The 17,392-nt window shown below is 72.3% G+C and carries 16 protein-coding genes and 1 tRNA gene; 11 read left to right on the top strand and 6 right to left on the bottom strand.

All coding sequences use genetic code 11. From position 1 onward, the window contains the following. Nucleotide 1: 1 nt before the first annotated feature. Nucleotides 2–454, bottom strand: a complete 453-nt coding sequence (locus ACQEVB_RS07515) for a DUF4442 domain-containing protein (protein WP_432966807.1) — start codon at nt 452–454, stop codon at nt 2–4. Between the two features lie 135 nt (nt 455–589). On the opposite strand from ACQEVB_RS07515, the gene ACQEVB_RS07510 reads away from it, so the two are divergent. From ACQEVB_RS07510 to ACQEVB_RS07500, 3 genes are read left to right on the top strand one after another with little or no spacing between them, the layout of a single operon-like run. After that, nucleotides 590–1,618 (top strand): NAD(P)-dependent alcohol dehydrogenase, encoded by a 1,029-nt coding sequence (locus ACQEVB_RS07510; protein WP_432966805.1) that lies wholly within the window; start codon nt 590–592, stop codon nt 1,616–1,618. Between the two features lie 20 nt (nt 1,619–1,638). Further along, entirely contained in the window at nt 1,639–2,703 is a 1,065-nt protein-coding gene (locus tag ACQEVB_RS07505; RefSeq protein WP_432966803.1) for an amidohydrolase family protein, read from the top strand. Next, nucleotides 2,700–3,389 (top strand): metal-sulfur cluster assembly factor, encoded by a 690-nt coding sequence (locus tag ACQEVB_RS07500; RefSeq protein ID WP_432966801.1) that lies wholly within the window; start codon nt 2,700–2,702, stop codon nt 3,387–3,389. The genes ACQEVB_RS07505 and ACQEVB_RS07500 overlap by 4 nt, the downstream gene beginning before the upstream one ends. Before the next feature lie 58 nt (nt 3,390–3,447). Here ACQEVB_RS07500 and ACQEVB_RS07495 read toward each other — a convergent pair whose 3' ends face one another. From ACQEVB_RS07495 to ACQEVB_RS07480, 4 genes are all read right to left on the bottom strand, one after another. Beyond that, nucleotides 3,448–4,158, bottom strand: coding sequence for a class I SAM-dependent methyltransferase (locus tag ACQEVB_RS07495; protein WP_432966799.1), 711 nt, complete (start codon nt 4,156–4,158; stop codon nt 3,448–3,450). A 16-nt stretch (nt 4,159–4,174) separates the two neighbouring features. Next, nucleotides 4,175–5,734 carry a serine/threonine protein kinase gene (locus ACQEVB_RS07490; RefSeq protein ID WP_432966797.1) on the bottom strand — a complete coding sequence of 520 codons (1,560 nt, stop codon included), beginning with the start codon at nt 5,732–5,734 and terminating at the stop codon, nt 4,175–4,177. A gap of 79 nt (nt 5,735–5,813) precedes the next feature. Beyond that, nucleotides 5,814–6,932 carry a 5-methyltetrahydropteroyltriglutamate--homocysteine S-methyltransferase gene (locus ACQEVB_RS07485; protein ID WP_432966795.1) on the bottom strand — a complete coding sequence of 373 codons (1,119 nt, stop codon included), beginning with the start codon at nt 6,930–6,932 and terminating at the stop codon, nt 5,814–5,816. Nucleotides 6,933–6,945: 13 nt separating this feature from the next. After that, entirely contained in the window at nt 6,946–7,710 is a 765-nt protein-coding gene (locus tag ACQEVB_RS07480) for an IclR family transcriptional regulator (RefSeq protein ID WP_432966793.1), read from the bottom strand. Between the two features lie 46 nt (nt 7,711–7,756). Here ACQEVB_RS07480 and ACQEVB_RS07475 point away from each other — a divergent pair, with 46 nt between their 5' ends. Both ACQEVB_RS07475 and ACQEVB_RS07470 read left to right on the top strand, forming a co-directional pair. Next, on the top strand, nt 7,757–7,999 hold the full coding sequence (locus tag ACQEVB_RS07475) for a DUF2630 family protein (protein WP_432966791.1): 243 nt from the start codon (nt 7,757–7,759) through the stop codon (nt 7,997–7,999). Next, nucleotides 7,999–8,622, top strand: coding sequence for a uridine kinase (locus tag ACQEVB_RS07470; protein ID WP_432966790.1), 624 nt, complete (start codon nt 7,999–8,001; stop codon nt 8,620–8,622). Before ACQEVB_RS07475 ends, ACQEVB_RS07470 begins: the two co-directional genes overlap by 1 nt. Before the next feature lie 775 nt (nt 8,623–9,397). Here ACQEVB_RS07470 and ACQEVB_RS07465 read toward each other — a convergent pair. Continuing rightward, nucleotides 9,398–9,480: transfer RNA gene (locus ACQEVB_RS07465), tRNA-Leu, on the bottom strand. Between the two features lie 142 nt (nt 9,481–9,622). Between ACQEVB_RS07465 and ACQEVB_RS07460 the strand changes: the two genes are divergently transcribed. The 6 genes from ACQEVB_RS07460 (at nt 9,623) to ACQEVB_RS07435 (ending at nt 17,284) form a co-directional block, all read left to right on the top strand. After that, nucleotides 9,623–10,918 carry a DUF3662 and FHA domain-containing protein gene (locus tag ACQEVB_RS07460; RefSeq protein WP_432966788.1) on the top strand — a complete coding sequence of 432 codons (1,296 nt, stop codon included), beginning with the start codon at nt 9,623–9,625 and terminating at the stop codon, nt 10,916–10,918. A gap of 111 nt (nt 10,919–11,029) precedes the next feature. Continuing rightward, nucleotides 11,030–11,485, top strand: coding sequence for an FHA domain-containing protein FhaB/FipA (locus ACQEVB_RS07455; RefSeq protein WP_432966786.1), 456 nt, complete (start codon nt 11,030–11,032; stop codon nt 11,483–11,485). A 43-nt stretch (nt 11,486–11,528) separates the two neighbouring features. After that, nucleotides 11,529–12,893: a PP2C family protein-serine/threonine phosphatase gene (locus ACQEVB_RS07450; RefSeq protein ID WP_432966782.1), complete on the top strand. Its 1,365-nt coding sequence runs from the start codon at nt 11,529–11,531 to the stop codon at nt 12,891–12,893. A gap of 10 nt (nt 12,894–12,903) precedes the next feature. After that, nucleotides 12,904–14,358: an FtsW/RodA/SpoVE family cell cycle protein gene (locus ACQEVB_RS07445; RefSeq protein WP_432966780.1), complete on the top strand. Its 1,455-nt coding sequence runs from the start codon at nt 12,904–12,906 to the stop codon at nt 14,356–14,358. Next, nucleotides 14,355–15,830 carry a peptidoglycan D,D-transpeptidase FtsI family protein gene (locus ACQEVB_RS07440; RefSeq protein ID WP_432966778.1) on the top strand — a complete coding sequence of 492 codons (1,476 nt, stop codon included), beginning with the start codon at nt 14,355–14,357 and terminating at the stop codon, nt 15,828–15,830. Before ACQEVB_RS07445 ends, ACQEVB_RS07440 begins: the two co-directional genes overlap by 4 nt. Then, nucleotides 15,827–17,284, top strand: coding sequence for a protein kinase domain-containing protein (locus ACQEVB_RS07435; RefSeq protein WP_432966776.1), 1,458 nt, complete (start codon nt 15,827–15,829; stop codon nt 17,282–17,284). Before ACQEVB_RS07440 ends, ACQEVB_RS07435 begins: the two co-directional genes overlap by 4 nt. Nucleotides 17,285–17,392: the final 108 nt, after the last annotated feature.

Raw genomic sequence — 17,392 nt, 5'->3', positions numbered from 1 at the left:
CCTAGCGGTTGGGGCGCAATGTCCAGAGCACCGTCATCCGGGTGGTCTCGCGGTCCTCGGCGTCGGTGATGGTCACGTCGACGGCGAACTCGGGCCGCTGACCGGCGTCGAGCTCAGCCAGTACCTCGGCGGCCGGGCGAGTCAGCTCCGCGACGGCCGTCAGCGGGCCCTTCGCGAGGCGGGTGTACCGGATCTCGGAGGAGACGACGAGCGGCGTCGCCCGCTCCATCGTGGCACCGAAGGCGGCGAGCCCGACCGCCCCGGACGCCGTCTCGCCGAGCCCGAAGATCATCGCCGCGTGCGGGCCGCCGACGTGGTTGTGCAGCTCGGGGTTGTCGGGCAGGTGGGCGACGCAGCGCTGCGCCGTGGTCTCGCCGAACGTGATGCCGACGGTCTTCACCCAGGGCACCGTCTGCTGCATGGCGGGGCCGACCCAGCTCGTGTCCGCTGTCATGACGGGCATCCTACTCGTCGGTAACAAGTGGGTCCGATTGGTCCGTTTTCTCATCTGGTGGAGAAGGTGCCGTTGTTGCGTGGTGCAGCTCGCACTGCAATCGAGACCGGTACCACGTCTTCCTGGAGGTAGCCGGTGAGAGCCGTCCGCGTGCACGCCTACCACGCCGAACCGAAGATCGACGACATCCCGGAGCCCACCCTGCAGGGCCCGCTCGACGTGATCGTCAAGATCGGTGGCGCCGGCGTCTGCCGCACCGACCTGCACATCATCAACGGCGACTGGTCGGAGGCGATGAACCCCGACCTGCCCTACGTCATCGGCCACGAGAACGCCGGCTGGGTGCACGCGGTCGGCGACGGCGTCACCAACGTCGCCGTCGGCGACACCGTGATCCTGCACCCGCAGCCGTCGTGCGGCCTGTGCCTCGCCTGCCGGCGGGGGCGCGACATGCAGTGCGAGGCGGCGTTCTTCCCCGGCCTGTCCAACAACGACGGCGGCATGGCCGAGTACCTGCGCACCACCGCGCGGGCCTGCATCAAGCTCGACCCCAGCACCAACCCGGCCGACGTCGCCGCCCTCGCCGACGCCGGCATCACCGCCTACCACGCCGTGCGCAAGGCGGTGCCCGACCTCTTCCCCGGCACCACCGCGGTCGTGCAGGGCGCGGGCGGCCTCGGCCACATCGCGATCCAGGCGCTGGCCGCCATCACGGGCACCCGCATCGTCGTCGTCGACCGCAACCCGGACGCGCTGGCGCTGGCCAAGCAGATCGGCGCCGACGAGACCGTGCTCGCCGACGGCACCCACGTCGACGCCGTCAAGGACCTCACCGCCGGGCGCGGCGGTGACGTGGTGTTCGACTTCGTCGCCGAGCAGGGCGCCGAGCTCGACGCCTGGCAGATGACCGCCCCGGCCGGATCGCACTACGTCCTCGGCTACGGCGGCGAGTTCAAGGCGCCGACGCTCGATTTCGTCGGCGGCGAGAAGAACGTCATCGGCAACATCGTCGGCACCTACGCCGACCTGACCGAGCTCATGGTCCTCGCCCAGGCCGGAAAGGTCACCCTGCACACCCGCCAGTACCCCCTCGATGCCGCCCTCGACGCACTGAACGACCTGGACAACGGCCGGGTCCGCGGCCGCGCCATCCTCGTCCCCTGATCCCGAGAGGTTCCCACCACATGTACGAGAAAGACGGCGAGAAGTACTTCGTAGTCGATTCCCACAGCCATTTCTGGGACGCCAGCCGGGAGAACTGGAAGCCGGGAGCGGAGCAGTTCGCGAAGGGCTGGATCGACTGCTTCTACGGCTACCACCAGTTGGCCCCGCCCGAGACGCACTGGGACTACGAGCACTTCCTCAAGGTCACCCCCGAGGACTTCGAGCGGGACATGTTCGAGGAGGGGCACGTCGACTACGCGGTCTTCCAGTCGACGTACCTGCGCGAGTGGTACACGGACGGCTTCAACGACATCAAGCAGAACGCCAAGCTGCTGGAGAGGTGGGGCGACCGCCTCATCGTCAACGGGCGCTTCGACCCGCGGGACGGCGAGGCAGGGCTCAAGCAGCTGCGCGAGGACGCCGCCCAGTTCCAGCTCAAGGGCGTCAAGCTCTACACGGCCGAGTGGAACAAGGGATCCCGTGGCTGGCGCCTCGACGACCCCGAGGCGCACGCGTTCTTCGAGGTCTGCGAGGAGCTCGGGATCAAGAACATCCACGCCCACAAGGGCCCCACGATCTGGCCGCTCGACAAGGACGCGTTCAGCCTCGACGACGTCGACCACGTGGCCACCGACCACCCGGACCTGAACTTCATCATCGAGCACGCGGGCATCCCGCGGATCGACGACTTCTGCTACATGGCGGTGCAGGAGCCCAACGTGTACGCGGGGCTGTCCGTGGTGATCGGCGCCCTCATGCACGCGCGGCCGAAGTTCTTCGCCAAGGTCATGGGCGAGCTGATGTTCTGGGTCGGCGAGGACAAGATGACGTTCGGCGGCGACTACAACATCTGGACGCCGAAGTGGCAGGTCGAGGGCTTCGTCGACTGGCAGATGCCCGACGACGAGGCGTTCACCGACTACGCCAAGCTCACCACGGCCAGCAAGAAGAAGATGCTGGGCCTCAACGCCGCCAAGCTCTACGACATCCCGGTGCCGGCCGAGCTGCAGCTGCCGACCACGGCCGGCGAGCCCATGGCGCCGGGCGAGGAGCTGGTGGACAACACCGCGGGGGCGCGGGCGTGACCATCCGGTCCGCAGTGTGGGCGGCGTTGGGGACGGTGCTCGACCCCGAGATCGACGAGCCGATCACGGACCTCGGTTTCGTGGAGTCGTGCACCGTCGCCGACGGGGTCGCCACCGTCCGGCTCCGGCTGCCCACCTTCTTCTGCGCGCCGAACTTCTCGTGGCTCATGGTGGCCGACGCCTACGACGCGGTGTCCGCCGTCCCGGGGGTGACGCGCGCGGAGGTCACGCTGGCCGACCACCACGCCTCCGCCGAGATCAACGGCGGGGTCGCAGCGCAGTCAGGGTTCGTCCGGTCGTTCGCGGGCGAGGCCGTCGCCGAGCTGGACGAGCTGCGCAGGCAGTTCTTCCGCAAGGCGGCGCTCGCCGGCCAGGACCGGGTGGCCCGGCCGCTCGTCGACGCCGGGATGGGTCCCGACGAGCTGGCCGCGACCACGCTCGGCGATCTCGCACCGTCCGGCGAGCTGGACCGGATGCGCAAGCGCCGGGCCGAGCTGGGCCTGCCGCACGACGACCGCGCGCCGCTGCTCATCGACGCCGAGGGCCGGGCGATCCCGCCCGCGGCGGTCCCGCTGCACCTGCGGCGCGCCCGGCTGCAGCGGGTGGGGATCGAGACGAACGGCGCCAACTGCACGGACCTGCTGAGGACGCGGTACCGGCAGGCGGCCGGCGCCCATCCCGGCTGAGGTCGTGACAGCGAGGCCACCTCCAGGACGAGATCGGTCCTGGAGGTGGCCTTTGCTGTCATCCGGACGAGACCGAACCCCGTGCCGTCAGCACCCGGAACCTGTTCTCCAGCACGTAGCTGCCGTCCGGCTGCGCGAACTCCGCGCACCTCGCCAGCACCGCCTCCCGGACGGCGACGGGGCCGGCGCGGTTGATCGCGTGCCGGCCCATGCCCGTCTCGAAGAGCGGTGCGAGCAGGGCGTCCTCGTCGGGGTAGTGGAACGGGCACACCACCTCGGCCAGCACCGGACCGGCGAGCCCGGCCGTCACGGCGAGATCGACGAGCCGGTCGGGCGGGGCCGGGCGCCGCGGCGGCAGCCACGGAGCCAGCGCCTCCCCGAACGCGCGCACGTCGCAGTCCTCCTCGCGCCCCCATGTCGTCACGCTGACGAGAACCCCGCGCGTGGCGGCCGCGCGCAGCAGGGCCGGCGGGTCAGCGACGTGCATCAGCACCTGCACCGCGACCACGACGTCGAACGGGCCGGGTGGCGGTACGTGGACGTCACCGACGGCGAAGGTCGCCGCGGGCACCGTGGCGGCGGCTTCGGCGACGGCGGCCGGATCGTGGTCGATCCCGGTCAGGACGGCCCCGCGGGCGACGGCGGCGGCAGCGAACTCCCCGGTGCCGCAGCCGAGGTCGAGCAGTGTCGTACCCGGACCCACGCGGGTGTCGTCGAGGACGCGCGCGTGCAGCGGCGCACCCCAGCCCCGGGGACCGTCGGACGGCACCCGCCGAGCCTACGGTTCACGACGGCCCCGCGTCGGCGCGCCACCAGTCGAGCAGGGCGCCGGGATCGTCGCCGAACCCGAGCCCGACGGTGCGCGAACCCTCCACCGTCCACACCACGGCGGCCCTCCCCTTCTGCTGGACGCATCCGAGCACCCCGGTCGAGCCGTCGGACCGCGTGTAGCGGGCGGACCCGGAGAACCCGGCCGGGTTGGACTGGCAGTCGGCCGAGTCGCCCGGCCCGGCCCCGCGGAAGGCGGTGAACCGGGCCCGGTCGGCGAACCGGAAGTAGAAGATCGTGCTCGCGCCCGGTGTCGGACCGCAGGCGATCGCGGTGACGCCCTCGGCGTCGCCGACGTTGCCGACCACGAACTGGCGGTCGAGCCGGCTGCAGTCGACCCGCGACCCGGCCGGGACGTCGGCGAGCAGGGCAGCTTCTGCCCGGTTCGGGAACGGCGGGTCGGCGGTGGCGTTGGCGGCGCGGACGATGTCGGAGATCCACGGCCGTTCGGTGAGGTGCGCCGTGCGCCACCGGTCGAGCGCCGCCAGATCGGGGCCGGTCGCGGTGCCGAGCAGGCGCAGCCCGGTGACCGTCCAGGTCATGGTGGGGGTACCGGAGGTGCGGTCGCACAGCACGTTGCCGAGGTAGGTGCCGTGCACCTCGTACGGGGCCTGGGCGCGTTCCGGCGCCGCGCTGCACGACGTCTCGTCGACCGGGGCGATCGCGGCCACGCCGGCCCGGTAGGCGGCCTCGAGGGTGGCGGCATCGGCGTAGCGGCGGTAGCTGATCGTGGTGGCGCCGGCGCCGTCCGGGTCGCAGTCGACGGCCGCCAGCACCCCGTCGGCGCCGCCGACGGTGACGCCGGGCGTCTCGCGGCAGCCGCTGAGCCCGATCGTCGCGACGAGCTCGTCCCGGGCCACCGACCCGTTCCGCTGCCCGGGCAGCGCGACCAGCACCGCACCGACGAGCGCGGCCACCACCACCAGCGCGGCCGCCCCGATCAGCACCGGTCGCCGGGGCAGCGCGAGCGGCAACCGGCGGGTGGGCCGGACGTCCGGCTCGGCGATCCGCGGTTCCTCGAGCTCCGCCACGGACGGGGCCAGCGACCGGCGCAGATGGGCCAGAACCGCCCCGCAGGACGCGTGCCGCGCGCTCGGCTCGGCCCGCATGGCCCGCGCCACCACTTCCCCGGTGCCGCTGGGCAGCGGCGACATGCGCAGCTCGCCCGGCCGGGGCGGGCCGCCGGTGAGGCACAGGTGCAGCAGCGCGCCGATGGCGTAGACGTCCGCAGCCGCGTCCGGTTCCTCACCGCGGCGCACCTCGGGCGCGACGAAGCCGGGGTCGGGATCGGGCGACCCGGCCGGCTCCCGCACGCCGACCGTGCCCGCCTCCAGGTCCAGCAGCACAGCGCCCGGCCCCAACCGCCCGTGGACGACACCCGCCGCGTGGGCGGCGTCGAGCTTCTCGGCCGCCTGCTCCAGGATCTCCGCCGCCGTGTCGGCGTCGACGGGCCCGTGCACGGACAGGTAGGTGGTCAGGTCGGGGCCGTGCGTGCGACGAGTCGCCGTGCCCTCCATGCGTGCCTCCGCAGCCGGTCGGATCCCCGGTCCGGCACGCTAAACCGCGACCCCGCGTGTTCGTGGGCGTTTGGGAGAACTATCCCCAGACGTCGGCTGCGACCTGCACGATCAGCTCGAGCTTGGCGCGCTGCTCGTCGATCGTGAGGTCGTTGCCCTCCGCGGTGGAGGAGAAGCCGCACTGCGGGGAGAGGCACAGCTGGTCGAGCGGCAGGTGCTTCGCGGCCTCGTCGATGCGGCGCTTGAGCTCGTCGGCGCTCTCCAGCTCCCCCGACTTCGTGGTGACGAGCCCGAGCACCACGAACTTGTCGGGCGGCACGAACCGGAGCGGTTCGAACCCGCCGGAGCGCTCGTCGTCGAACTCGCAGAAGAACCCGTCGACGTCCAGGCCCCCGAAGACGGCCTCGGCGACGAAGTCGTAGCTGCCCTCTGCGGCCCACGACGAGCGGAAGTTGCCGCGGCACATGTGGGTGGTGATGCGCAGGCCGTCCGGACGGTCGGCGATGGCGGCGTTGATGCCGGCGACGTAGCGCTCGTGCAGGTGGTCGGGGTCGTCGCCGCGGGCGGCGACCTGCGCACGGTGCGCCGGGTCGTTGAGGTAGGCGAGTGAGACGTCGTCGAGCTGCAGGTAGCGGCAGCCGTGCTCGGCGAGCGCGGCGATCTCGGCGGCGTAGGCGGCCGACAGGTCGGCGAAGAACTGGTCGACGTCCGGGTACACGGAACGGTCGAGGATCTTGGTGCCGCCGCGGAAGTGGACCATGCTCGGCGAGGGGATGGTGAGCTTCGGCGTCGCGGACGTGACGTGCGCGGCGAGGAAGTCGAAGTGGTCGGCGAAGATCGGTTCGGTGAGCCGCACCGGCTCGGTGACCGCGATGCCGGCCGAGGTGAACGCGCCGGAGCCCTGCTTGTTGTGCATGGCGACGGTGATCAGCTCGTCGGTGCGGACGACGCCGCCGAGCCGGTAGATGAAGTCCATGTGCCAGGACGACCGGCGGAACTCGCCGTCGGTGGCCGACTGCAGCCCGACCGACTCCTGCAGGGCGATCACGTCGATGATGGCCGCGTCCTCCACGGCCCGCAGACCGTCCTCGTCGAGCTCGCCGGCGGCAGCGCGGGCGCGCGCCTCGACGAGTGCCGGTGGGCGCAGCAGGCTGCCCACGTGGTCGGCGCGGAACGGGGCCTCGCTGCGCTGCGACATGTCAGGAAACCTACTATCCCCGGGCGGGGAACGCTTCCCTTCTTTCCGGGTTCGTCAGTGCCGTTCGGCCGGCACCGGCCCGTTCGGCAGCCGCGCGCACGAGCCGTTCCAGCTCCCAGCGGCGGGCGCCGAACTCGGTGCGGGACACGGACACGCCGAGCGCGCCGGTCACCTCGCCGTCCGGCCCCTGCAGCGGTGCGGCGACCCCGGCGACTCCGGCCGCCAGCTCCTCCACCTCCACGGCGACGCCGTCGAGCCGCACCCGCATGAGGTCGCGGTCGAGCGCACGGCGGTCGGGCACGGTGTGCGGGGCCAGCAGCTCTTCCACCTGCGCCGGCCGCACCGTCGCCAGCAGGACCTTGCCGGCGGCGGCCGCGTGCGCGGCGATCGGCTCGCCGACCCGCACGTCCGGCGGGAGGGGGTGCTCGGCGCAGGCGTCGGCGTGCGCGACGACGACCTCGCGGTCGCGGAAGACCGTCAGGTACGCGGCGGCGGCGGCCTCGACGTGCAGGTCGTGCAGCGCAGCGACGACGGGCGCCGGCGGTCGCAGCTGGTCGGTGAGGCTGCGCTGCAGCTCGGCGACGCGGTAGCCGATGCCGTAGCCGCGCAGCCCGTCGAGCCGCACGAGGTAGCCCTCCTCGACGAGGACGGCGAGCGCGCGGTACACGGTGGGCAGGGGGCAGGCGAGCCGGCGCGCGATGGCCTTCGCGGTGACCCCGTCACCTGCGGCGCCGACGACCTCGAGCACCCGCAGTGCCCTCCGCATCGACGTCGCCACGACGTCAGTGTTGGCTAGGACCGAAGCGACGAGCAAGGAGCGGAAGATGGACGACCAGGAGCTGCACAAGCGGATCGACGAGCTGGTGGCCGAGGAGCACCGGCTGGAGCGGGCGCACATCGGCCAGGCGCTCTCGGCGGAGGAGCAGGAACGGCTGGGCGCGCTGAACGTGCAGCTGGACCGCTACTGGGACCTGCTGCGCCAGCGCGACGCCCGCCGCCGCGCCGGCCAGGACCCGGACGGGGCGCAGGAGCGGGGTGCCGACGTCGTGGAGGGGTACCGCCAGTAGTGCCGGGCATCGAGCCCACCACCCCGGACGGCGTGGCCGAGGCCGTCGCGGAGCTGGTGCTGGCGCGGCCGGGCCGGAGCCGGGTGCTGCTGGACGGGCCGGCGCCCGCGGCGCCGGAGCAGCTGGCCGAGCAGGTGGCGTCGCGCCTTCGGACGGCGGGGCGCGCGGCGCTGGTGGTGCGGGCGGGCGACTTCCTGCGGCCGGCGTCGGTGCGGCTCGAGTACGGGCGCGAGGACCCCGACGAGTACCTGGACGGCTGGCTCGACGAGGGGGCGCTGCGCCGCGAGGTGCTGGACCCGGCTGCCCCGGACGGTTCGGGGCGGGTGCTGCCGCGGCTGTGGAACCCGGCGACGGACCGCGCCTACCGCGCCGGCTACGAGCAGCTCCCGGCCTCCGGGGTGGTGCTGCTGGCCGGTGCCCTCCTGCTGGGCCGTGGGCTGCCGGCGGACGTGACGGTGCACCTCCACATGGGGGCGGCCGCCCTGGCGCGGCGGCTGCCGGCGGAAGAGCACTGGACGCTGCCGGCGCACACCCGCTACGAGGACGAACGCAGCCCCGACACGGCCGCCGACCTGGTGGCGCTCAGCGACCACCCCACCCGCCCGGCCCTGGTGCGCACCTGAGCGCGCGGTGGCCGCCGCGGGTTGTCGGTGATCAAGGGCAGAAGGTCGTCGACCAAGATCGAGTAGCGACATTCTGCCCTTGATCACCGTGGCGCCGCCCGGCCACGCAGCCGCGCCCGCACGGGACGGGCGAAGTGACGTGCGCCGCACACGGACGCCCGCGGACCTCATCCGTTGATCATGGGCAAAACACGGCTCCTCGATCTTGAACAGCCACGTTCTGCCCATGATCAACGCCCAAACATGGCCGGCGGCCGACGAACCCCCGAACGGACCACTGGACTGCGCGAGCGCAGCAGGCCAAGGTCGACCACAACAAGGCGGAGTCGATCACACGGGAGGCCGACCACAGGACCGCGAGAGCAAGCGCAGAAGCCGACCACAGGACGGCGAGACAGAGAAGCGGAAGCCGACCACCGGACGGCGAGACAGAGAAGCGGAAGCCGACCACCGGACGGCGAGACAGAGGAACGGAAGCCGACCACAGGACGGCGAGACAGAGGAACGGAAGCCGACCACAGGACGGCGAGACAGAGGAACGGAAGCCGACCACAGGACGGCGAGACAGAGGAACGGAAGCCGACCACAGGACGGCGAGACAGAGGAACGGAAGCCGACCACAGGACGGCGAGACAGAGGAACGGAAGCCGACCACAGGAGGGGGGGTCCGGGGGGCGAAGCCCCGCCGGGCGGGGTCTGGGGGTTGCACCCCCAGAGGACACACACGTGAGGCCCCGGGCTTGCGCTATCCGCAAGCACGAGGCCCCAACGAACGTGCGCGAGGGGGGAGTTGAACCCCCACGTCCTTTCGGACACACGGACCTGAACCGTGCGCGTCTGCCATTCCGCCACTCGCGCTGACGGGAGAAAACTAGCACGGGGGGACCAGGGGTTTACCGGGGGGCCACCGGGTCACCCCATGGCGCCTCCACGGGTCGAGCTAGCACAGATACGATCGGTGTCGTCAGCAACACGCCGATGGGATCGGAGGAAGATCGGTTTGGGCCGCGTCGGGAGGTTCGAGCGCCGTCTCCAGGGGATGGTGGGCGATGCCTTCGCACGGGTCTTCGGTGGGAGCGTCGTTCCGCAGGAGGTCGCTCAGGCGTTGCTCGGGGAGGCCGAGGACAACATCGAAGAGCTCGCCGGGGGCAGATTGCTCGCCCCCAACCGCTACACGGTGCTGCTCAGCCCCTCAGACATCGATCGCATGGCTGGTGACCGGGCGCAGATCGTCGACTCGCTCTCGTCGTACGTCACCGAACAACTCGCCGACCAGGGATGGGACACCTACGGTGAGGTCGTAGTCTTTCTGGAGCGCTCCGATGCGCTGCACACGGGACAGTTCCGCACCCGCTCGGTCGTGGATCCCGACGCCTCCCGTCGGGAATCCGTCCAAGCACGCGACGCAGGAGAAGCACCGATGAGCCAGCAACCGGGCCACCCCGAGGAGAACGGGCAGTACGGCTACGACCGTGGCGCCCCCGGCGGACAGGGCCAGCAGACCTACGCACCGCCGGCGTACGACCAGCGCCAGCAAGGCGGCTACGACCAGCAGGGCTACGGCCAGCAGGGCGGCTACGGCGCCCAGCAGGGCTACGGCCAGCAGGGCGGGTACGAGCAGCAGCCGGGCTACGACCAGCAGGGTTACGGCCAGCAGGGCTACGGCGGCCCCCAGGGCGGCTACGGCCAGCAGGGCTACGACCAGCAGGGCGGGTACGGCGGCCAGCAGCCCGGCTACGGCCAGCCCGGCTACGACCAGGGCGGCTACGGCCAGCAGCCGGGCTACGGCGGCCAGCAGGGCTACGCCCCTCAGGGTTACGAGCAGGGTGGCTACGGCGGCCAGCCGGGCTACGGCCAGCAGGGCTACGCGGACCAGGGCTACGGCCAGCAGCAGGGCTACGGCCAGCCCGGCTACGACCAGGGTGGCTACGGCCAGCAGGGTTACGGCCAGCCCGGCTACGACCAGGGCGGCTACGGCCAGCAGCAGGGCTACGGCGGCTACCAGCAGGGTGTGTCGGCGTCGCTGTCGCTGGACGACGGTTCGGGGCGCACGTACGAGCTCACGCAGGGCACGCACGTCATCGGCCGCGGCCAGGAGTCGTCGTTCCGTCTGCCCGACACGGGCGTGTCGCGTCGGCACCTGGAGATCAGCTGGGACGGGCAGTCCGCCACACTGTCGGACCTGGGCTCCACGAACGGCACCACGGTGAACGGCAACCCGGTGCAGACGTGGCAGCTCAACGACGGTGACGTGATCAGGGTCGGACACTCGAGCCTCGTCTTCCGCACGCGCTGACGTCGTGCGCCGCACCGGCGTTCCCCGATCGGGGCACGCCGGAGCGTCGTGTCGACGACCACGCGAACTGCGGCGGCGGGGCGCGAGGCAGGGAGAAGGGGAGCGCCGCGCGTGCCGGAGTTGGTGCTGCAGCTGACCAGGGCGGGATTCCTCGCCCTGCTCTGGCTGTTCGTGCTCGGTGCGCTGCGGGTGGTGCGTTCCGACCTGTACGCGGCGTCCGGCCTGCGGGCGATGGTCCCTGGTGGGCGCCGTCCGTCCCGGGCGGGCCGGGGTCGCACGCCTCGGCAACTGCTGGTGACGCAGGGCGCGCTGGCCGGTACCCGCATCTCGTTGGACTCGCGGCCGATCCTGATCGGCCGGGCCGACGACTCGACGCTCGTGCTGGACGACGACTACGCGTCCACCCGGCACGCGCGGATCGCGCTGCAGGGTGAGGAGTGGTACGTCGAGGATCTCGGGTCGACCAACGGCACGTACCTCGACCGGGCTAAAGTCACCGGACCCACCCGTGTTCCTCTGGGAGTCCCTGTCCGCATCGGCAAGACGGTGATCGAGCTCCGATCGTGAGCCGCCCTCCGCCAGCCCTCGACCGAACGCGCGGAGTCGCACGATGACCCTGGTCCTGCGCTACTCGGCCCGCAGCGACCGCGGGCTCGTCCGGCAGAACAACCAGGACGCCGTGTATGCCGGTCCGCGGTTGCTCGCGCTCGCCGACGGCATGGGCGGGCACGCGGCGGGCGAGGTGGCGTCGCGGCTGGTGATCTCCGCACTGGCTCCGCTGGACGACGACGATCCGAGCGACGACCTGCTCGCCGAGCTGCGCGACGCGGCGTACGAGGGCAACTCGCTGATCACCCGGCACGTCGCGGAGCAGCCCGATCTGGAGGGCATGGGCACGACGCTCACGGCGATCCTGTTCGCGGGTTCGCGGCTGGGCATGGTGCACATCGGTGACTCACGGGCCTACCAGCTGCGCGACGGGGTGCTGACCCAGATCACGAAGGACGACACGTTCGTCCAGTCGCTGATCGACGAGGGGCGCATCACCGAGGAGGAGGCGCACACGCATCCGCAGCGTTCGCTGCTGCTGCGCGCGATCACCGGCCAGGACATCGATCCGTGGCTGACGATCCGCGAGGCGCGCGCCGGCGACCGCTTCCTGCTGTGCTCGGACGGGCTGTCGGGCGTGGTGAGCGACACGACGCTGCAGGAGACGCTGCAGGCCTACCGGGATCCGCGGGAGTGCGCGGACCGGATGATCGAGCTGGCACTGCGCGGCGGCGGCCCCGACAACATCACGTGCATCGTGGCCGACGTGGTCGACATCGACTTCGGCGAGGACCGGCCGATCGTGGGCGGTTCCGTGGGTGACGGCTCGGACGACACACCTCCCCCGGACTCGGCGGCCGCGCGGGCGTCGGCCACCACGCTGACGCGGACGGCTCCGCAGCGGGTCGTCCCGCCCGCCACGGCGGCTGCGCCGCGGCGCAGCCGCTTGCGGGTGGCGTTGATCGCGCTGGCGGTGCTGGTCGTGCTGATCGTGGGCGCGGTGCTGGCGAGGTCGCTGGTGATGCAGCAGTACTACGTCGGCGCCGACGGCGACCAGGTCGTGATCTTCAAGGGGGTCCGCGGCTCGGTGCTGGGGCTCGCGCTGCACGAGGTGGCGGAGCGTCCGGGCTTCCCGCTGGAGGACCTGCCGGAGACGACGCGCAGCCAGGTGCGGGAAGGCATCATCGCCTCGGACGGCCTGGAGAGCGCGCGGGAGCTGATCGCCAGGTTGCGCGAGCGCCGCATGCCGGAGTGCACGACGCCACCGCCGCCGACCACGACGCCCGTCGCCGAGCCGGGCGCGACGGGTGCTCCCGTCCAGCCGACGACGGCGGCGCCGCCACCGGCGGTGCAGCAGCCGGAGCAGCCGACCCCGCTCTCGACTCCGCAGGCGGTCCCGGGATTGACCTGCCGGCGAGCCGGTTGATGGTGACGTGATGGTGGCACCGACCGACGCATCGGCCGGCCCGGCGCCGGCTCCGCTGCCGACGGGTCGCGGGATCGAGCTGGTGCTGCTCGCGTTCGCGGCTGCACTGGTGACGGGTGCGCTCGCGCTGGTGGAGGCCAACCAGGAGCAGGAGCTGACCCGCTCGCTGATCTTCCTGGGGCTGGCCTACCTGGGCCTGTTCGCGGTGGCGCACGCGGCGGTGCGCCGGTTCGCGCCGTACGCCGACCCGTTGATCCTGCCGGCCGTTGCCCTGCTGAACGGGCTGGGCCTGGTGATGATCCACCGCCTGGACCTGGCCCGGCTCGCCTCCGACCCCGATGGTGGGCAGGACCTGGCCACGAAGCAGGTCGTCTGGACGGCGATCGGGTTGGTGCTGTTCATCGTGGTGCTGTGGCGGGTCCGCGACCACCGCGTGCTGTCGCGCTACGCCTACACGGCCGGGTTCGTGGGGATCGCACTGCTGGCGCTGCCCGGTCTGCTGCCGTCGTCGATCTCCGAGGTCAACGGCGCGAAGCTGTGGATCCGCGTCGGTCCGGTCGGCATCCAGCCCGGCGAGTTCGCGAAGATCCTGCTGATCGTGTTCTTCGCCGCCTTCCTGGTGCAGAAGCGGGAGCTGTTCTCCACGGCCGGGCGGACGTTCCTCGGGATGGAGTTCCCGCGTGCCCGCGACCTGGCACCGCTGCTGGTGGCGTGGGGGCTCTCGGTCGGGGTGCTCGTGCTCGAGCGGGACCTGGGCACGTCGCTGCTGTTCTTCGGCATCATGCTGGTGCTGCTCTACGCGGCCACCGAGCGCGTGTCGTGGATGCTGATCGGCCTGGCGTTCTTCGTGGGCGGCTGCATGATCGCCTACCAGCTGTTCGCGCACGTCCGGCTGCGCGTGCTGACCTGGATCGACCCGCTCCAGTCGTGCCCGGCGAGCGATCCGTCGTACGTGGCCTGCTACGACAAGGGCGGATACCAGATCAGCCAGGCGCTGTTCGGGCTGGGCACGGGCGGCATCGGCGGCACGGGGCTGGGCGCGGGCCGGCCGGACCTGGTGCCGTTCGCGGAGAGCGACTTCATGCTGTCCTCGCTGGGCGAGGAGCTGGGTCTGATCGGCCTGGCCGCGATCCTGGTGCTCTACCTGGTGCTGATCACGCGCGGGCTGCGCAGCGCGCTGGCCGTGCGCGACAGCTTCGGCAAGCTGCTCGCGACGGGCCTGGGGTTCACGATCGCCCTGCAGCTGTTCATCGTCGCCGGCGGGGTGTCGAAGCTCATCCCGCTGACCGGGCTGACCCTGCCGTTCCTGTCGTACGGCGGCTCGTCGCTGGTCGCCAACTACGCGCTGGTGGCGCTGCTGCTGCGGATCTCGAACGCGGCCCGCGCACCGCTGCCCCGCAAGCCCGCGACACCGCAGGTGCCGATCGCCGAGGCCGGCACCGAACTGGTGGAGCGGCCCACGTGAACACCCCGGTCCGGCGCATCGCCATCGCGGTGATGGCGATGATCGTCCTGCTGTTGGCCAACCTCACCTACGTCCAGGTCGTGCAGGCCTCGTCCCTGCGCACGGACGACCGCAACAAGCGGGTCCTGCTCGCCGAGTACGCGCGCAAGCGGGGCCAGATCAGCGCCGGCACGCAGATCGTGGCCAGCAGCACGGAGACCGACGACCGGCTGCGCTACCAGCGGCAGTACCCGAAGGGCCCGGTGTTCGCGGCGATCACCGGCTACTACTCGCCGAACCACGGGTCGAGCGGGTTGGAGGCGGCCGCGGAGGACATCCTCAACGGCAGCGACGACCGGCTCTTCGGACGCCGCCTCTCCGACCTCATCACGGGGCGCGACCCGGCCGGCGCGAACGTGGTGCTCACCGTCGACCCCGACGTGCAGCAGACGGCGTACGACCAGCTGTCCGCGAAGGACTACAAGGGCTCCGTGGTGGCGCTCGACCCGCGCACGGGCGCGGTGCTGGCAATGGTCTCCACCCCCGCCTACGACCCGACCGATCTGGCGACGCACGACCCGGCCAAGGAGAACTCCGCCTGGCAGAGCCTCACCTCGGCGAAGCCACCGGTCCTGAACAACCGGGCCATCTCCGAGCGCTACTTCCCGGGCTCGACGTTCAAGCTGATCGACACCGCGGCTGCCCTGGCGAGCGGGCGCTACACCCCGGACAGCCAGCTGACGGCCGCGGCGCACCTGACCCTCGCCAACGGGCGCACCGACCTCGAGAACTACAACGGCAACGCCTGCGGCACCGGGGCCACGGCCTCCCTGCGCGATGCGCTGCAGCGCTCGTGCAACACCGCGTTCGCGCAGCTGGCCGGCGAGCTCGGGCTCGATCCGATCAAGCAGCAGGCCGAAGCGCTCGGCGTCGGCACCCAGAAGATCCAGCTGCCGATGACGGTGGCCGACTCCACGCTCGGCCAGATCAGCGACACCACCGAGCTGCAGCAGTCGTCGATCGGGCAGCGCAGCGTGGCGTTCACCCCGATGCAGAACGCGATGATCGCGGCCACGATCGCCAACGGCGGCCGGTTGATGAAGCCGTACCTGATCAAGGAGATCCAGGCGCCGGACCTCACCCCGGTCGAGACCGCCGACCCCGACCAGCTCGGCCAGGCGATGAGCCCGTCGGTGGCCGCCACCCTGAACGAGCTGATGGTCAACAACGAGAGGTCGTACGCGGGCGCCGGGAAGATCCAGGGCGTCGACATCGCCGCCAAGACGGGCACGGCGGAGCTCGGCTCCAAGAACATCGCCCCTCACGTCTGGTACGTGGCGTTCGCCCCGGCGGAGAATCCCACGGTGGCGGTCGCGGTCCTGGTGGAGAGCGAGGGCGACGGTGGCGACCTCGCGGCCACCGGCGGCAAGGTGGCCGCCCCGATCGGTCGCGCGGTGATCAAGAAGGCGCTGGAGAAGGCGGCCGGCGGATGACAGTCCTCGCAGCCGGCCAGAAGATCGCCGGACGCTACCTGCTGGAACGGCGCATCGCCGTCGGCGGCATGGGCGAGGTGTGGGAGGCCTCCGACACCCGCCTGGGCCGCAGCGTCGCGGTCAAGGTGCTGCGCCCCGAGCTGTCCGACGACCCGGAGTTCCTGCACCGGTTCCGCATCGAGGCGCGCACCGTCGCGTCGCTGGACAACCCCGGCATCGCGGCCGTGCACGACTACGGCGAGGACGAGGGCCCCAACGGCAAGCCGACCGCGTACCTGGTGATGGAGCTCGTACGCGGTGAGCCGCTGTCCACGCTGATCGCGCGCGGTCCGATCCCGGCCGACGAGACGCTGCGCATCGTCGAGGAGGCCGCCTGGGCGCTGCAGGCCGCCCACGAGCGCGGGTTCGTCCACCGCGACGTGAAGCCGGGCAACATCCTGGTGCGCACCGACGGCACCATCAAGCTCACCGACTTCGGCATCGCCAAGGCCGCCGACGCCGTGCCCGTCACGCGCTCCGGCATGGTGATGGGCACCGCCCACTACATCGCCCCCGAGCAGGCCAGCGGCGCCGAGGCCGGACCGGCCGGCGACGTGTACTCGCTCGGCATCGTCGGCTACGAGTGCCTGGCCGGCCACCGCCCGTTCCGTGCCGACAGCGCGGTGGCCGTCGCGATGATGCAGGTGCGCAACGAGCCGCCGCCGCTCCCGACGTCGGTTCCTCGCGCCGCCCGCGAGCTCATCGAGTCGGTGCTGGTCAAGGACCCGACGCAGCGCTACAGCAGCGGCGGCGAGTTCGCGTCCGCCGTGGCCGCGGTGCGCCGGGGCGAGGCGATGCCGCTGCCTGGTGCGACGCCGGGCGCGGTGTACACCCCGGTCCGCGGCGGGCGCGTGGTGAGCCTCGACAGCGGCCCGTTCCCGCAGACCGGAGCGCACACGGGGATCCCCGGCGGCGCACAGACCGGCACGCAGGCCGGCGCCCCGCCGCGGACGGCGTCGCGACCCGTGCCGAAGGCGCCGCCGCGGACCCCACCGCCCAGGACCCCGCCGCCGGCGTCCGGCCCGTACCCGGCGCCGGACCGCAACCCGTCGCCCGCGCCCGGTACGCCGGCGCCGCGGCGCCGCGCGACCCGGCACGCGGAGGAGCCGGTCGCTCCGCGCACCCCGCCACCTCGAACTCCCGACCGGCGGCCGATCAGCCCGGCCCGCGGGCAGGAGCCGCTGGCGCTGCGGCCGAAGCGGGGCATTGCCCGCAAGCTCGTGGTCATGTTGTTCGTGCTGCTCACGCTCGCGGCGCTCATCGTCGGGGCGTTCGTCGTCCGGCGGATGCAGGGGGGCACCGAGAACCCGAGTATCGGCGGGGCCAGCGGCCTCGCACGCCAGGACGACGCCACCGTCCGACGGGCGGCACTGGCCGTGCCGGCCGACCCGGTGCACCATGGCGGTGGCCGGTGAACCACACCGAACGACGGTCCGGCGCGGGGGGCGCCGACGCGGCACGGCACACACCGCGACGGCCGGGCATGATGTCCGAATCCAACGAATCGGCAAGGAACCGGCACC

Origin of the sequence: Pseudonocardia sp. CA-107938 (genome assembly GCF_050936315.1) — a bacterium.
Classification (GTDB): Bacteria; Actinomycetota; Actinomycetes; order Mycobacteriales; family Pseudonocardiaceae; genus Pseudonocardia.
This window is presented reverse-complemented; position numbering and strand designations above follow the sequence as displayed.